The sequence below is a fragment of the Serratia grimesii genome (assembly GCF_900186025.1).
In the GTDB taxonomy this organism is placed as follows: Bacteria; Pseudomonadota; Gammaproteobacteria; order Enterobacterales; family Enterobacteriaceae; genus Serratia; species Serratia grimesii.
In genome coordinates this window covers 4,835,750-4,850,490 of the sequence record NZ_LT883155.1, presented here as the reverse complement: position 1 = coordinate 4,850,490, position 14,741 = coordinate 4,835,750, and the positions used below count along the sequence as shown (strand labels likewise).

Genomic DNA, 14,741 nt, shown 5'->3' with positions numbered 1-14,741 from the left:
GGATCTGCGAAAAACCAGCAAAAACACGCACTAACGACGCGAGAAAGAACCCCGCCGATGGTGGCGGGGAGAATTATGCGGAGGTTTCAACGTCCTGCGGATACTGGCGAGCCCAGGCTTCAAAGCCACCGTCGATGCTGTACACCGCATCAAACCCTTGATGCAGCAGGTATTGTGCTGCACTGCGGCTGCTGTTGCCGTGGTAGCACATCACCATCACCGGCCGATCAAAATCGTTTTGCTGCATAAATGTCTGCAAGCTCGCGTTAGTGAGGTGAAAGGCGCCTGGCGTGTGCCCAGCTTCAAAACTTTGTGGATCGCGGATATCGACCAAGGCGGCGCTATCGTCTTTCCAACGGCTGTGCGCCTGCTCAACGTTGATCGCTTCAAACTGTTCCATACTGCTGACTGCCTCGTAATATGAATATGCCGCCATTGTAGTCAATTTCGCGGTAATTAAGACCAGATGAAGATTAGGGTTTATTACACCTGGCGTACTTCAACGTGGTTTCTGACGAACGACGCCTCGGTATGAATCGTCATCTTTTCGTAGTGGTCATTGAGGAGTTCAATTTGCGCCGTCACATTGAATCCTAACTTACGGTACAGTGCTTTGAGATGCGGTTTTTTTGTATCTGCCAGTAGGCCGACTTTATTGAGTCCTTGTAACCTGGATTCTTCAACGACACGGCTAATCAGCGACTTTGCTATCCCACGTCCTCGGCACTCCGGCAGGACAGCCAGGGAATCTATATATATTTCATCGTGCTCTGATTCATTGTCCATTTCAGCTCGCTGTTCTGTTATGGCTGTGAATCGCGACTCATCTTCTCCTTTGAAATACAGGATGCAGCCCAGAATTTTTTCCTTGTCCCGAGCGACGAAGACATTTTTGTAGCCAAAATACACATCATTGCGGCCGAAGTTCATTTCATACTGAAACAGGGCTTCGTTGATATCGTCTTTACCTGACAGGGCCAGTACAGCATCTTTATCCGCCAGTGCGATAAGCCTTACGACTTCTGCTGCATCTGATTTTTTAGCGTTATCTATAACCACATCTTTCACTATCCATTGTTCCTTTCGGTATTTGTCAGGCACCGTAGCCCATCATTTTCAGGAGTTGCTGCGCCTGTTGTACCGCTTCCTGGCGATGGGCCACGCCCAGCTTCTGATACAGATTACGGATATGGGTTTTTATGGTGGTGGCGGCCACGTCCAATTCCCCGGCGATCTGATCGTTGCTGTAGCCAGAATAAATCAGCCCCAAAACCTGCCATTCGCGCTGTGTCAGCGGACTGGTGCGGATGAGTTCCGGCACCTGTGGGTGAGTTAGCAGCTTATCGACGAAGTTCTCGTCAAAGTGTGCGAACTTATGCCGATGATGCTGATTGATGTCACGCAGAATACGTTGGGCGCGATGGTTTTCCAACTCCGGCAGTGTATTGAGCTGAATCAGTTGGCGTAACTGCTGCGCCATCGCTTCGCCCTCAATGACAAAGTGGCTGATAAAGCCGGTGCGACTGGCCAATGACAGAGCTTCCATCAGGACCTTTTGTGCGTCGCTTTTGCGATCCATCTGCCAATAAAGCTGGTTGCTAAGCAGCAGGTTACGGTTCAAATCACTGACCAGTCGCAGGCGGCGGGCATTTTCGTTGAGTTCATCCAGAACCACTTCGGCTTCTTCATACTGACCCAGCATGATTTGGACCCGCGCGATGTTGCGCCACTGGCCCTGCATAAAGTGGTTATCCGCCATACCGGGTTTTTCCGTCTGGCGCAGCCATTGAGCCGCAGCGGTGGTATCGCCGGTCATCTGCCAGTGGATCACGCGTGGTTTGTCCGCGTTGGTGAGCCAGTCACGGTGGTATTGGGTACCGTGCAACAGCACTTCGCAACGTTGCATATGCGCATTGGCGTTATCCAGATCGCCACGCGCCAGTGAACACTTGGCCAGCATAGCGATGCACTGCAACTGTTGCTGCGGCTGATAGTTAGCCAGGATTTTTAGGCCTTCGCGAGCGGCATCCTCCGCTTCATCCAGGCGCGCCCATGACCACAGTATCTGCGAACGAATGCGCAACAGGAACTCATGCATCGGTAACTGTTCCAGATGTTGTTCGCGCACCAATTCAAACGCTTTGTCCTGTGTTTCGTAAGCAGCTTGCAGGAAACCCTGGGCAATCAGGATCTCGCTTTGCTGCAACAACGCCCACAGTGCGTAGTGGTAAGCCTGATGACGCCGAGCCATTTGCTCCGTTTGTTGCATCATCGGCAGCGCACGGGCTAACTCGCCCTTGCAATGATGCACTTCGCCGGTCACCGAGGTCGCAACGATACGGCTGTAATAGCTGGAAAGCGGTAAAAACTTCAGCGCTTCAGTGGCCAAACGTTCGGCCTCTTCCGGCTTACCTGCGTTGATGGCGACCTGTGCACGCAAGGCATCAAATTCAGCATGCAGGGTGCGGTCGACGTCAATTTTTTGTTCGCGCATTGCTTGCTCTGCGCGTTCCAGTAGCGTGTTCACTTCGATGTAGCGGTGCTGGCTTTGCGCTAACCAGGCCTGTAGCAGCGCCAGTTTGGGATTTTGGATCAGACGTTCATAGGGCAGTGCATTCAAACACTCTTCCAGCAGGGCCAATTCACTGTGGTGAAACAGTGACCATGCGTGTTGCAGCAGGATATCGCGCAGCATACTGACATCACTGGCTGCCAGTGCGTGATGAATGGCCTCCGCCGGGTAACCTAACGCCAGCCAACCCTCGGCGGCGGCGCGGTGTAAGCCCGGTAACTCCAACGCCAGCTCCCATTGGCAGCGTTGACGCAGGAAGGTGGCGAACAAAGGATGGAAGCAGAACCATTCACCGCTATCGTCCATGCGATGGATAAACAGCCCTTGGCGTTCAAGTTCTTCTAACCGTTGCTGACCGTTGTCTTCACCGGTCAGACGCACAATCAGTGCATCATTCATTGAGCGCAGTACCGAACAACGCAGCAAGAAGGCACGCGCATCGGCATCGACGTGATCCAGTACTTCGTCCACAAGATAATCTGACAGATGGCTGGCGTTCAGCCCAGCCAGGCGTTTGGCCGATTGCTGTGCGGAAGAGGTGGATTGTCGTGCGGACAGCGCAATCAACTGTAGCGCAGTGGCCCAACCTTCGACTTCATCGCACAGGCGGCTACTGTCTTGCTGTTCCATAGGCGCAACCAGACGGCAGTCGAAGAACTGCTTGGCTTCATGATGGGTGAATGCCAGTTGTTGCGTACCCATTTCCAATAATTGATCGCGCACGCGCAAATTGGCGATGCCGAGAGGTGGCAGAGTGCGGGAAAGCAGGATCAGCGTCAGGTTTTCTGGTTGGTGACGCAGGAAGAAGCGCATGGCTTCATGGATAACGTCATTGGTGATCAGGTGGTAGTCGTCAATCACCAGGTATAAGGGCTGGTGCCAATCGGAAAGTTCGATAAACACTTGGGCGAACAGCGCTGACAAGCTGGCGTACTGATGCTTTTGACTTAGCGCCTCGCTCTTCACACAGTGGCCACCGCTGGCGTGTTGCAAAGCGGCAATCAGATAACTGGCGAAGCGTTCGGGTTGATTATCGCTTTCATCCAGCGAATACCAGCCTAAATCTGACTTACCGGCCGCCCATTGTGCGACCAGCGTCGTTTTCCCGTATCCCGCAGGGCAATTGACCAATGTCAGGCGATAGTTGGCCGTGCTGGCCAATTTAGCCAACAGGCGATCGCGGATCACGGTATTTTGCAGCCGTACCGGACGGCTCAGTTTTGATGGGATCAGCATAGTATTCCAGAGTGAAAATCGCGGTGCCCGCCGCCGAAGGTCTGCCCGATGGCATTCATTTCTTCGCGACGCCTGCCGGGATCAGAGTGGGGTTAATTATTTTATGGCTCGTAATTAATCCCCCTCCTAAGTTCTGACAACGTTAAACGTATTGCAACAAGGTTCAGCATTGGCTTGGAGTTATATTGCTATTGATCACACTTTTTTACGTTTGCAGGCAATTCCCTGTGGAATAGCAGGGTTGTGGCGCGGTTTGGTGATGCAGGTGCAGGAAAGCATTTCCGGGTGTGTGCGACACTACAGACACTGCAATAACTATGCTAACGTTATTGAACAAGTTTTCACCGTATTCTCAGTGCTCGTCGCGTTCGTCGGTGGGCTTTTTTGCATGATGCAAGGGAGTCAAAAAGTGCCTGAGATCACAATTTTAGCTACGCCCCAATCCTCCTCCCCAGCTAATCCCCAGGCGGGATGATGCCTTCACTGTTTCTCCCCGGCACGATAACGGTAATTTGACCCACTTACTGGATAGAGAGTTTTCCTTATGTCACAGCCTACGCTTAAAAAGGATGCTTTTCTGGCGGCACTGACCCGTCAGTGGCAACAGTTTGGCCTCAGTTCTGCACAACAGATGACCCAACACCAATGGTGGGAAGCGGTAAGCCGCGCACTGGCCGAACAGTTGGCGGCACAACCGGCACCGCGGAAAAGCAGTAAGCCACTACGCCATGTGAACTACATTTCGATGGAGTTTCTGATTGGTCGTCTGACGGCCAACAACCTGATTAACCTGGGCTGGTATGACACCGTCGAGCAGGCATTGGCGGAGCAGGATATCAAGCTGGCAGATTTACTGGAGCAGGAAACCGACCCGGCGTTGGGCAATGGCGGGCTGGGGCGTTTAGCGGCCTGTTTCCTGGATTCGATGGCAACGGTGGAACAACCGGCCACCGGTTATGGGCTGAATTACCAATATGGCTTGTTCCGTCAGTCGTTCAGTGGTGGACAGCAACAAGAAGCGCCGGATAACTGGCAACGAGAAAGTTACCCGTGGTTCCGCCACAATGCCGCGTTATCCGTAGATGTAGGCATTGGCGGCAAACTGGAAAAACTGGCCGATGGCCGCGAACTTTGGCGCCCGGCGTTTACCCTGCGCGGTGAGGCCTGGGATCTGCCGGTATTGGGCTTCCGGAATGGCGTGACTCAGCCGCTACGTCTGTGGCAAGCAACCCATCAGCATCCCTTTGATCTAAGTGATTTCAACGACGGCAAATTCCTGCAGGCGGAGAAACAGGGTGTAGATGCGGCCAAACTGACTAAAGTGCTGTACCCGAATGATAATCATCAGGCGGGCAAGCGTCTGCGCCTGATGCAGCAATACTTCCAGTGCGCCTGTTCGGTGGCAGATATTCTGCGTAAGCATCATCTGGCGGGCCGCAAGATTGAAGACCTGCCAAAATTCGAAGTGATCCAGCTTAACGATACCCACCCAACCATCGCCATTCCGGAAATGCTGCGCATTCTACTGGATGAGCACCAATTGGACTGGGATGCGGCCTGGGCGATCACCAGCAAAACGTTCGCCTACACCAACCACACTCTGATGCCTGAAGCGCTGGAATGTTGGGATGAGAAGTTGGTACGCAGCTTGTTGCCACGCCATTTCTCCATCATCAAACAGATCAACGCCAACTTCAAAAAGCTGGTGGAAAAACACTGGCCGGGTGACGACGCGGTATGGGCTAAGCTGGCTGTACACCATAACAAGCAAGTGCGTATGGCGAACCTGTGTGTCGTCAGCGGCTTTGCGGTAAATGGGGTGGCACAGCTGCACTCTGATCTGGTCGTGAAAGATCTGTTCCCGGAATATCACCAACTCTGGCCAAACAAATTCCATAACGTCACCAACGGCATTACGCCACGCCGCTGGCTGAAGCAGTGTAACCCGGCGCTATCAGGGCTGATTGATGAAACGCTGAAGGTGGAATGGGCGAACGATCTTGATGCACTTAAAGGGTTGGAGAAATACGCTGATGATGCAGCGTTCCGTCAGCGTTATCAGCAAATCAAACGCGATAATAAAGTCGTATTGGCAAATTACGTGCATGACGTAATGGGGTTAACGCTGAACCCTGACGCGATTTTCGACGTGCAGATTAAACGCCTGCATGAATATAAACGCCAGCATCTGAACCTGCTGCACATTCTGTCGCTGTATCGTCAACTGCGTGATAACCCGCAGTTGGATATTGTCCCGCGTGTGTTCCTGTTCGGTGCCAAAGCGGCACCAGGGTACTACCTGGCGAAGAACATCATTTACGCGATCAACCAGGCAGCGGAAAAGATCAACAACGATCCGCTGGTGAAGGATCGACTGAAAGTGGCCTTTATTCCTGACTACCGGGTGTCTGTCGCTGAATTGATGATCCCGGCGGCGGATATCTCTGAGCAAATTTCCACCGCTGGCAAAGAAGCCTCGGGTACCGGCAATATGAAGCTGGCGTTGAACGGTGCGCTGACGGTTGGCACGCTGGACGGTGCTAATGTGGAAATCGCCGAGCAAGTAGGTGAAGACAATATCTTTATCTTCGGCAATACCGTGGATCAGGTGAAGGCGTTGCTGGCGAAAGGCTATGATCCGCTCAGCTACCGTAAGAAAGATAAGCATCTGAAAGCGATCCTGGACGAACTGGCGAGTGGTGCATTCAGTCATGGTGACAAGCATGCATTCGACATGATGCTGCACAGCCTGCTGGAAGGTGGTGACCCTTATCTGGTGCTGGCGGACTTTGCTTCTTACTGCAAAGCTCAACAGCAGGTTGATGAACTTTACCGTGACCGTGATGAATGGACGCGACGTACTATTCTTAACACCGCGCGTGTCGGTATGTTCAGTTCGGATCGTTCGATCCGCGACTACCAGCAGCGTATCTGGCAAGCCAAGCGTTAAGGAGAGTGAATGGATCGCAAGGTCATCGATCAGGCGGCTGCTCAGGCGGGTATCGCTGCTGATTATATTAATGCTCATGGTAAACAACAGGCGATTGCCGAGGATACCAAGCGCAGACTGCTGGACGCGATGGGGCGGGATACGGTCCCATTGGAAGCGGTAATGACGCCGCTTCCGACGGTGAAGGTGTTCTATGAAGGGGCGCCAGTGGCCTTACCGCTTGCGGGTAGCGGTGAGTATCTCTGGACGTTACAGCGTGAGGACGGCCGCCAACAACAGGGGCGAGCCAGCGCACGTAAAACATTTACCCTGCCAGGTGAATTACCACCGGGTTATCACCAACTGACGTTGACACAGGACGAACAGCAGTGGCAGTGCAGGTTGATTGTGGCGCCTAAACGCTGCTTTGAGCCCGATGCCTTACTGACCGGAAAAAAACTCTGGGGGGCCTGTGTCCAGCTTTATACCTTGCGATCCGATCGTAACTGGGGCATCGGCGATTTCGGTGATTTACGGCAGATGGTTGAGCAAGTGGGGGAACGGGGCGGCGCTTTTGTCGGGTTGAATCCGATCCACGCGTTGTATCCCGCTAATCCGGACAGTGCCAGCCCGTACAGCCCGTCATCGCGCCGCTGGCTGAACGTTGTCTATATCGATGTGAACGCGGTGGAGGATTTTCAGCGCAACGACGCCGCACAGAAATGGTGGCTGAAGCCGGCAACGCAAAAAAAGCTGGCCCAAGCGCGTAACAGCAAGCTGGTGGATTACAGCACGGTAACGCAGTTGAAGCTGGCGGCGCTGAAGTTGGCGTTCCCGCTCTTCCAGGCTCGTAAAGCCGGTGACGGACAGCGTCAGGCGTTTGAACAGTTTGTTATTGAGGGCGGTGAAAGCCTGTATCAGCAAGCTGCGTTTGATGCGTTGCATGCCCATCTTGCCGCAGAAGACAGCAGTCTGTGGGGTTGGCCGGCCTGGCCGGAACAATACCAGCAGGGTGATAGCGCGGCAGTTAAGCAGTTCTGCCAGCAACAGCAGGATCAGGTAACTTTCTACCTGTGGTTGCAGTGGCTGGCTGCCAGCCAGTTTGCGGAGTGTTTCCGCCAAAGCCAGCAACAGCAAATGTCGATTGGCCTGTACCGCGATTTGGCGGTTGGTGTTGCAGAAGGTGGTGCGGAAACCTGGTGTGAGCGTGAGCTTTACTGCCTGAAGGCCTCGGTCGGGGCGCCACCGGACATTCTGGGGCCACTGGGGCAAAACTGGGGCCTGCCACCGATGGACCCGCACGTAATGGCGGCACGTGGTTACCAACCGTTTATCGATCTGTTGCGCGCCAATATGACCAGTTGCGGCGCGTTGCGTATCGACCACGTGATGGCGCTACTGCGTTTGTGGTGGATTCCTTATGGTGAAACCGCCGTTCACGGTGCCTATGTAAAATATCCGGTGGATGATTTACTGGCGGTATTGGCGCTGGAAAGCCAACGTCATCGCTGCATGGTGATTGGTGAGGACCTCGGCACTGTTCCGGTGGAGATTGTCGGCAAGTTACGCGACAGCGGCGTCTATTCCTATAAAGTGCTGTATTTCGAACGTGACGGTGAGAACCACTTCCGCGCACCGCAGGCTTATCCCGTACAAGCCATGGCGACCATCACCACGCACGATCTGCCAACGTTGCGTGGCTATTGGCAAAGTGGTGATCTGCAACTCGGTAACTCGTTGGGGTTGTATCCAGATGCAGAGGTCCTGAAAGCGCTATTTGCCGATCGCGAACGTGCCAAGCAGGGATTGTTGGACGGGCTGCATCACTATGGTTGTGTGCCGCTGAAGGTGGGTAAAAAGGCTGCGTTGTTGAATATGAGCCCATTACTTAATCGGGGCTTACAGCGCTATGTTGCCGACAGCGCCAGTGCATTATTGGGGCTTCAGCCGGAAGATTGGTTGGACATGGCTGACCCGGTTAATATTCCCGGTACCAGCGATCAATACCCTAACTGGCGACGCAAACTGACTCACACCTTGGAGGAGATGTTTGCCGATCAGCAGGTTAACCGACTGCTTAAGGACTTGGACAAGCGGCGGCGTAAGGTATCGGTAGGATAATTGACGTAAAAATGCCGGATTCGGTTCACCAAATCCGGCATTTTTTATCCGCTGTAGGGCATCTTGCCTTGGAACAGGGGATTAATAGTAAGAGTGCTCGCCGCGCTGATGCTCGGTCAAATCGCGCACACCTTTCAGTTCAGGGAACTTCTGCAGCAGCTCTTTCTCGATGCCTTCCTTCAGGGTCACATCGACCATGGAACAGCCGTTACAACCGCCGCCGAATTGCAGGATAGCCAGGCTGTCGTCGGTGATTTCCATCAGCGTCACGCGGCCGCCATGGCCCGCCAACTGTGGGTTGATCTGTGACTGAAGCACGTATTCAACACGTTCCATCAGCGGTGCATTGTCATCAACCTTGCGCATTTTGGCGTTTGGCGCTTTCAGTGTTAACTGAGAGCCCAATTGGTCGGTGACGAAGTCGATTTCGGCATCGTCCAGATACGGTTTGCTCAGCTCGTCGATATAGGCGGACAGTTTTTCGAACTTCAGCTCGGTGTCTGTCGCTTCAACGGCGTCCGGCGGGCAATAAGAGACACCGCATTCGGCCGTAGGCGTACCCGGATTGATCACGAATACGCGGATTTGGGTGCCTTTCTCTTGGTTTGCCAATAGTTTGGCAAAGTGTTCCTGTGCAGTATCTGTTATACGAATCATGGCATTAGCTCGTTAGTTCAAATAGTTGACTTCTATACTAGGTTATAATACGCCCATTGCCGTGGCACTACAACGTGCGGCAAACGCACCAGATTTGTATTGATGCAACACCTTGCCGCTGTAATAGCTTAGCAATTTCCGCCACCGTGCTGCCCGTCGTGACCACATCATCCAACAAGGCAACATGCCGACCCATCAGAGGTTCATGGCAGCGAAATGCACCGCGTAAATTGCGCCGCCGCACACTGGCGGTTAGATGTTGCTGTGGTGCGGTTTTACGTACCCGGCTCAGGGCTGCGGGGCGATAGTCGCACCCTAACCAGTAGGCCAAAGGCCGTGCCAGCAGATCGCTCTGGTTATAGCCGCGCTGCCAGCAACGTTTTGCCTGTAAGGGTACAGCTAAAATGACATCGGGTCTGTTCAGATATTGCTCTCGATGTGCCTGTTGCCAGTTTAATAATATTAGCCGTGCCAACAGCGGGGCCAGTTCCGGAGTGTGTTGAAACTTGAATTTTCTGATCAGCTGGCGCAACGGGGCTTGATAATCGGTGACGAACACCAGTGCCTGCCAGGGGGGAGGTTGCTGCAGGCAGCGACCGCAGGGCAGCGTGGCGTCTCCCGCGGGCAGACCGCAACGTGGGCAGCAAAGCGGTTTTGCGGGTAAATGATGCAGGCAGTAGCTGCAGATGCCGTGACGATGAAGACGTAATGGTTGTCGGCATAGCCAACAACGGCTTTGGATTGATAGCATAGCCGTCCTCCCTGACGGATGAGAATGAAGGACAATAACTGATGACAGCGTTGTACTGGCAAACTATAGGTGAAGGCGATCGCGATCTTGTGCTGTTGCATGGCTGGGGACTGAATGCACAGGTGTGGAGTTGCATGTTAGAGCGACTGACGCCGCATTTCCGGCTGCATCTCGTTGATCTGCCAGGGTATGGCCGTAGCCAAGGTTTTGGGGCTATGTCACTTGAACAGATGGCAGAGACAGTATTAGCAGCTGCACCGGAAAACGCCTGGTGGTTAGGCTGGTCGCTTGGCGGGTTAGTGGCCAGCCAGATTGCGCTCATGCAGCCGCAACGGGTACGTGGGTTGATTACCGTGGCTTCTTCGCCATGCTTTGCGGCTAAGGATGATTGGCCAGGGATTCGTCCTGAAGTGTTAAGTGGTTTTCAACATCAGTTGGGGCAAGATTTTCAGCGTACCGTAGAGCGTTTTTTGGCATTACAAACGTTAGGTACGGAAAGCGCACGGCAGGACGCCCGTCAACTGAAGTCTGTGGTGCTTAACCAGCCGATGCCCAGCGTTGAAGTTCTGAATGGTGGGCTGGAGATGCTGCGTACGACCGATTTTCGCGAGCCACTGGCAGTGCTGACGCTTCCATTGTTGCGAATTTACGGCTATTTGGACGGATTAGTGCCACGTAAGGTCGCTGGTTTGCTTGATGCCATGTGGCCGCACTCACCATCGGCCATTATTGCGAAAGCTGCCCATGCGCCATTTATTTCTCATCCTGATGAGTTCGCAGAAATTATCTGTACCTTTGTGGCTGAAAATGGGATCCGGCCCCAAAACGCACAATAAAGCGCTAAAAAAAGAGCCGCTTAGTGGATAAAAAATAAACCTGTTCAATACTTAGGGGGGTAACTGCGTTGGCTGGAAAATGAAAAAAACGCTCGCGGTTTTTTTCACTTTGGCGTTTCGTCTCTGGGAAAACGGCTCTCGTCAGGGAAAGCAACGAGGTCTGAAGATGTCACGGCAGCCGGTGTTATTACGCATTTACTCTGGACGGCTTTCATAATAAATAAATTATCCATTGAGAGGTATTGTAATGAAATCTTTGAAAATGATTATTGCCGCGTTGGTTGTGGGTTCAGTGTCTTTCAGCACCATGGCAGCAACCATGCTGACCAAGGAAGATCTGGACAAGAACCCGGGTAAATACGAGAAAGTGGGTACCGTAACCACCACCGCACAAACCACGTCGCCGATGGATGCGAAAGATGAATTGTCCAAACTGGCTGATGAAAAAGGCGGGCAATATTACGTTATTCTGGCAGGTCGTGAGCACGGCAAGTTCAGCGCTATTGCTGACGTGTACAAAGACAAGAAATAACGATTGATTAAGAAGGGGGCGCCTTTGTGCCGCGCCCCAATCTTCACTTCTTCAGACGATATACTACCGTACTGCACCCCTGGCCCTCTGGGCAGCTTTTGCAACTGCCGCTTAGACAGGCGCTGTTGTCCTGCTCGATACGCTCCACCTTACCCATCGCAATTAAACGTTCCAGCATGGCCTGTACCAGCGGCAATGGGGCCGCCAACTGGCGGCTGAGCTGAAGCGCCTGCACGCTGCCATGCAGTGCCAAGGCATCGCGGATCTGCAGCAGGCCAGCCATCAGTGGCAGTTACCTTTGCTGCTTTGGCAACAGGCTACTGGGGTTGCGTTGCCCAGACGCACGGTTACCCGGCTGCGTGCTCGCCGCAGGCCAAACAAGATCAACAGATTGAACAGCACCACAATGGTGATTGCTGTCAGGCTGTATTGCGGGTGTTGGGCGAAAGTGGCTGTTTGATAAAATAGCGTGGCCAACGAGTAGGCAATATTCAGCCCCCAGAGAATGGAGAAGGTCATCCAACCGCGGCTGGACTCACGGGCGATGGCTCCCATAACCGAGACGCAAGGTACGTACAGCAGCACAAAAATCAGGTAGCTGTAGGCGGAAATCCCGGAACCGAATTTGCTGCTCATTACCCCCATTGAGCCAACGTCCATTTCCCCGTCGCCCTTACTGGCCTCAATCGGGTTGGACAGTACGCTCAGGCTGAACGTGTCTTTCAGACCCTGCCAGGTGGTATCCAGCGCGCCACCCAGTTCGTCTAACAGATTAAAGTTGGCGGCATCAAACTCGGTGTTATTGATACGCTCGGCGGTGTACAGGGTGTTCAATGTGCCAACTACAACTTCTTTTGCCATAGCACCGGTCACCAGACCGACGGTGGCCTGCCAGTTGTCGTTATGGACGCCCATTGGTTGCAGCAGCGGTGTCAGCACTTTGGACACCGACGCCAAAGCGGAATCATTAATGTCATCTACCGGCTTGCCGCTGAACGAAAAGCTATTCAAACCGCCAATGAAGATACTGGCAATCACGATCACTTTACCTGCGCGCAGGACGAAGCCTTTCAGGCGTTGCCAGGTCTGCAATAGCAGGCTCTTCAAGTGCGGGACATGGTAAACCGGCAGCTCCATGACGAAGGGAGAGGCTTCACCGCGCATGATGGTGTATTTGAGCACTAACCCGGTAAGGATCGCGACCACAATGCCGAGCATATACAGTGAGAACACCACCCCTGCACCGTCCTGACCAAAGAAGGCGGCAGCAAACACTGCGAAGATCGCCAACCGGGCACCGCAGGACATGAAAGGGGCCATCATGATGGTAATCAAACGCTCACGCTGCGCATCCAATGTGCGGGCACCCATGATGGATGGCACGTTGCAGCCGAAGCCGACAATCAGAGGCACGAAAGATTTACCCGGTAGCCCGAGCGCTTGCATCAAGCGATCCATGACAAACGCCGCCCGCGCCATATAGCCGGAGTCTTCAAGGAAAGACAGGAACAGGTACATCATGCCGATTTGCGGCACCAACGGTAGCACCGTGTTGATGCCGCCTCCGACGCCCTGAGCCAGGAAAATGGTTAGCCATTCAGGGAAATGCAGTGTGTAGCCCAACCATTGAATGCCCTGGATAAAGATCGCTGCCGAGCCGATATCGAAAATCGGCTGCAGAGCGCCGCCGAGGTTGATCGCCAGCAGGAACATCAAATACATCACCAGCAGGAATATAGGGACGCCCAGCCAGCGATTAAGGATCACTTTGTCCAATGCCTCGGTCAGGCGGTTCGGCATGGCTTGTTGCGAGTTGCTAACAGCGTCACACAGGGTGGCAATCGACTGATAACGTGCATCGGCGATCACCAGTGCAGGGTCTTCCTGATGTTGTTGTTGGAGTGCCTGTCGGGCTGCCGGCAGCAGGGCAGCCGCAGGACCGGCTAACGTATGACTGTAGATATCGCCTTCCAGCATTTGCAGGGCCAGCCAACGGCGTTGCTCGCTTGGAAGGGTTTGCGGCATGGCATCGCTCAGTGTTGCCACTTCTTTGAGCAGCAGCGGTGGGTAGTTCACCAGCGCTTTTAATTCGTTGAACTGATGATTGTCGATCATCTGCTTGAGCACACCAATACCGTCGGCTTTGGTGGACACCAGTGGTACGACTGGACAGCCAAGGCGGGCAGACAGTGCGGCGATATCAATCTCAATCTTTTGGCTTCGGGCGATATCCAACATGTTTAGCGCGACAATGCAGGGAATGCCCAGTTCCAACAGCTGCAGTGTCAGGTACAGGTTGCGTTCCAGGTTGGAAGCATCGACCACGTTGATTAGCAGATCGGCATCGCCGCTCAGGATGTAGTGGCAGGCGATCTGCTCATCGAGCGAGGTTTGTTCCGAAATGGTGGTCAGAGAGTAGGTGCCGGGGAGATCGACCAGTTTGACCTGTGACTGTGGTGTAGTGAATAGGCCTTCTTTACGTTCTACCGTCACGCCAGCCCAGTTACCGACCCGCTGGCGCGCCCCGGTAAGCTGGTTGAACAGCGTCGTCTTACCGGAGTTGGGGTTGCCTATTAAGCCAATAGTGAGTTTTTTCATAATTTAGCGTGATATCAGTCAATGGAAATTGGGCCAGGCGATGTGCGTGGCCAAGGCAAGATGGCTCAGGATTGGCCGTCGAGCAGAATCAAGGCCAGGTCTTTTCTACGAAGAACCAGGCTGACGCGGCGAGTTTTGATTTCAATTGGGTCTCCCAGTGGCGCGACACGGACGACCTCAAATGACGACCCCGGCAGCATGCCGAGTGAGAGAAGTTTCTGGCGGTAAGCTGGGCCGATTTCATTAGCGAAACCGGCAATCTTATACGACCGTTTAGGCAGAAGATGCATATAACCTTCTCTGAGCCCGGGTTATTGGGCTGGTGATGATAAAAGAGCGTTCCAAAGAAAATGCCGCAGTAACAACACTAGGCTACCGACGTCTTCAATCCATGAGGTTATGCAGTGAACACGCAAAATAATAATAGTGAGAATAATTATCGTATTCAATACAAAAAATAGGGGTATTGGTAACCAAAGGTTGTGGCGATCACATTTAACGATCAGGAT

12 protein-coding genes are annotated in these 14,741 nt (G+C 53.4%); 4 read left to right on the top strand and 8 right to left on the bottom strand.

Going from position 1 to position 14,741, the window contains the following annotated elements:
- Window positions 1–73: 73 nt before the first annotated feature.
- The 3 genes from glpE to malT all read right to left on the bottom strand — a co-directional run bounded on the left by glpE (window position 74) and on the right by malT (window position 3,808).
- Window positions 74–400, bottom strand: a complete 327-nt coding sequence (gene glpE / locus SGBXF1_RS22675; RefSeq protein WP_020837374.1) for a thiosulfate sulfurtransferase GlpE — start codon at window positions 398–400, stop codon at window positions 74–76.
- Between the two features lie 83 nt (window positions 401–483).
- A complete protein-coding gene (locus SGBXF1_RS22670; protein ID WP_037426555.1) occupies window positions 484–1,068 on the bottom strand; it encodes a GNAT family N-acetyltransferase in 585 nt (194 codons plus the stop codon).
- A gap of 25 nt (window positions 1,069–1,093) precedes the next feature.
- Entirely contained in the window at window positions 1,094–3,808 is a 2,715-nt protein-coding gene (gene malT / locus SGBXF1_RS22665; protein WP_061808520.1) for an HTH-type transcriptional regulator MalT, read from the bottom strand.
- A 544-nt stretch (window positions 3,809–4,352) separates the two neighbouring features.
- On the opposite strand from malT, the gene malP reads away from it, so the two are divergent.
- Window positions 4,353–6,758 (top strand): maltodextrin phosphorylase, encoded by a 2,406-nt coding sequence (gene malP / locus SGBXF1_RS22660; RefSeq protein WP_037426553.1) that lies wholly within the window; start codon window positions 4,353–4,355, stop codon window positions 6,756–6,758.
- 9 nt (window positions 6,759–6,767) lie between these two features.
- Window positions 6,768–8,858, top strand: coding sequence for a 4-alpha-glucanotransferase (gene malQ, locus SGBXF1_RS22655; RefSeq protein ID WP_186427574.1), 2,091 nt, complete (start codon window positions 6,768–6,770; stop codon window positions 8,856–8,858).
- Between the two features lie 81 nt (window positions 8,859–8,939).
- Here malQ and nfuA read toward each other — a convergent pair whose 3' ends face one another.
- A complete protein-coding gene (nfuA, locus tag SGBXF1_RS22650) occupies window positions 8,940–9,515 on the bottom strand; it encodes a Fe-S biogenesis protein NfuA (RefSeq protein WP_186427573.1) in 576 nt (191 codons plus the stop codon).
- 67 nt (window positions 9,516–9,582) lie between these two features.
- Window positions 9,583–10,266 (bottom strand): DNA utilization protein GntX, encoded by a 684-nt coding sequence (gntX, locus tag SGBXF1_RS22645; protein ID WP_061808518.1) that lies wholly within the window; start codon window positions 10,264–10,266, stop codon window positions 9,583–9,585.
- Window positions 10,267–10,307: 41 nt separating this feature from the next.
- Between gntX and bioH the strand changes: the two genes are divergently transcribed.
- Complete coding sequence (gene bioH / locus SGBXF1_RS22640; protein WP_061808517.1) at window positions 10,308–11,102, top strand: pimeloyl-ACP methyl ester esterase BioH; 795 nt, start codon at window positions 10,308–10,310, stop codon at window positions 11,100–11,102.
- Window positions 11,103–11,349: 247 nt separating this feature from the next.
- The gene (locus tag SGBXF1_RS22635) at window positions 11,350–11,634 is read left to right on the top strand and encodes a YdgH/BhsA/McbA-like domain containing protein (RefSeq protein ID WP_037426542.1); all 285 of its coding nucleotides are present in this window, start codon (window positions 11,350–11,352) and stop codon (window positions 11,632–11,634) included.
- Window positions 11,635–11,677: 43 nt separating this feature from the next.
- Here the strand turns inward: SGBXF1_RS22635 and SGBXF1_RS22630 are convergent, their stop codons facing one another.
- The 3 genes from SGBXF1_RS22630 to feoA all read right to left on the bottom strand — a co-directional run bounded on the left by SGBXF1_RS22630 (window position 11,678) and on the right by feoA (window position 14,522).
- Window positions 11,678–11,917: a FeoC-like transcriptional regulator gene (locus tag SGBXF1_RS22630; RefSeq protein WP_061808516.1), complete on the bottom strand. Its 240-nt coding sequence runs from the start codon at window positions 11,915–11,917 to the stop codon at window positions 11,678–11,680.
- Window positions 11,917–14,232: a Fe(2+) transporter permease subunit FeoB gene (gene feoB / locus SGBXF1_RS22625; RefSeq protein ID WP_061808515.1), complete on the bottom strand. Its 2,316-nt coding sequence runs from the start codon at window positions 14,230–14,232 to the stop codon at window positions 11,917–11,919. The genes SGBXF1_RS22630 and feoB overlap by 1 nt, the downstream gene beginning before the upstream one ends.
- 65 nt (window positions 14,233–14,297) lie before the next feature.
- Entirely contained in the window at window positions 14,298–14,522 is a 225-nt protein-coding gene (gene feoA, locus SGBXF1_RS22620) for a ferrous iron transporter A (RefSeq protein ID WP_037426593.1), read from the bottom strand.
- Between the last annotated feature and the right edge of the window lie 219 nt (window positions 14,523–14,741).

What these genes read in the sequence shown, in the direction of transcription:
- bioH (WP_061808517.1), top strand. Translation starts at nt 10,308, where the DNA reads ATGACAGCGTTGTACTGGCAAACTATAGGTGAAGGCGATCGCGATCTT.
- SGBXF1_RS22635 (WP_037426542.1), top strand. Translation starts at nt 11,350, where the DNA reads ATGAAATCTTTGAAAATGATTATTGCCGCGTTGGTTGTGGGTTCAGTG.
- nfuA (WP_186427573.1), bottom strand. Translation starts at nt 9,515, where the DNA reads ATGATTCGTATAACAGATACTGCACAGGAACACTTTGCCAAACTATTG.
- glpE (WP_020837374.1), bottom strand. Translation starts at nt 400, where the DNA reads ATGGAACAGTTTGAAGCGATCAACGTTGAGCAGGCGCACAGCCGTTGG.
- malT (WP_061808520.1), bottom strand. Translation starts at nt 3,808, where the DNA reads ATGCTGATCCCATCAAAACTGAGCCGTCCGGTACGGCTGCAAAATACC.
- malQ (WP_186427574.1), top strand. Translation starts at nt 6,768, where the DNA reads ATGGATCGCAAGGTCATCGATCAGGCGGCTGCTCAGGCGGGTATCGCT.
- gntX (WP_061808518.1), bottom strand. Translation starts at nt 10,266, where the DNA reads ATGCTATCAATCCAAAGCCGTTGTTGGCTATGCCGACAACCATTACGT.
- malP (WP_037426553.1), top strand. Translation starts at nt 4,353, where the DNA reads ATGTCACAGCCTACGCTTAAAAAGGATGCTTTTCTGGCGGCACTGACC.
- feoB (WP_061808515.1), bottom strand. Translation starts at nt 14,232, where the DNA reads ATGAAAAAACTCACTATTGGCTTAATAGGCAACCCCAACTCCGGTAAG.
- SGBXF1_RS22630 (WP_061808516.1), bottom strand. Translation starts at nt 11,917, where the DNA reads ATGGCTGGCCTGCTGCAGATCCGCGATGCCTTGGCACTGCATGGCAGC.
- feoA (WP_037426593.1), bottom strand. Translation starts at nt 14,522, where the DNA reads ATGCATCTTCTGCCTAAACGGTCGTATAAGATTGCCGGTTTCGCTAAT.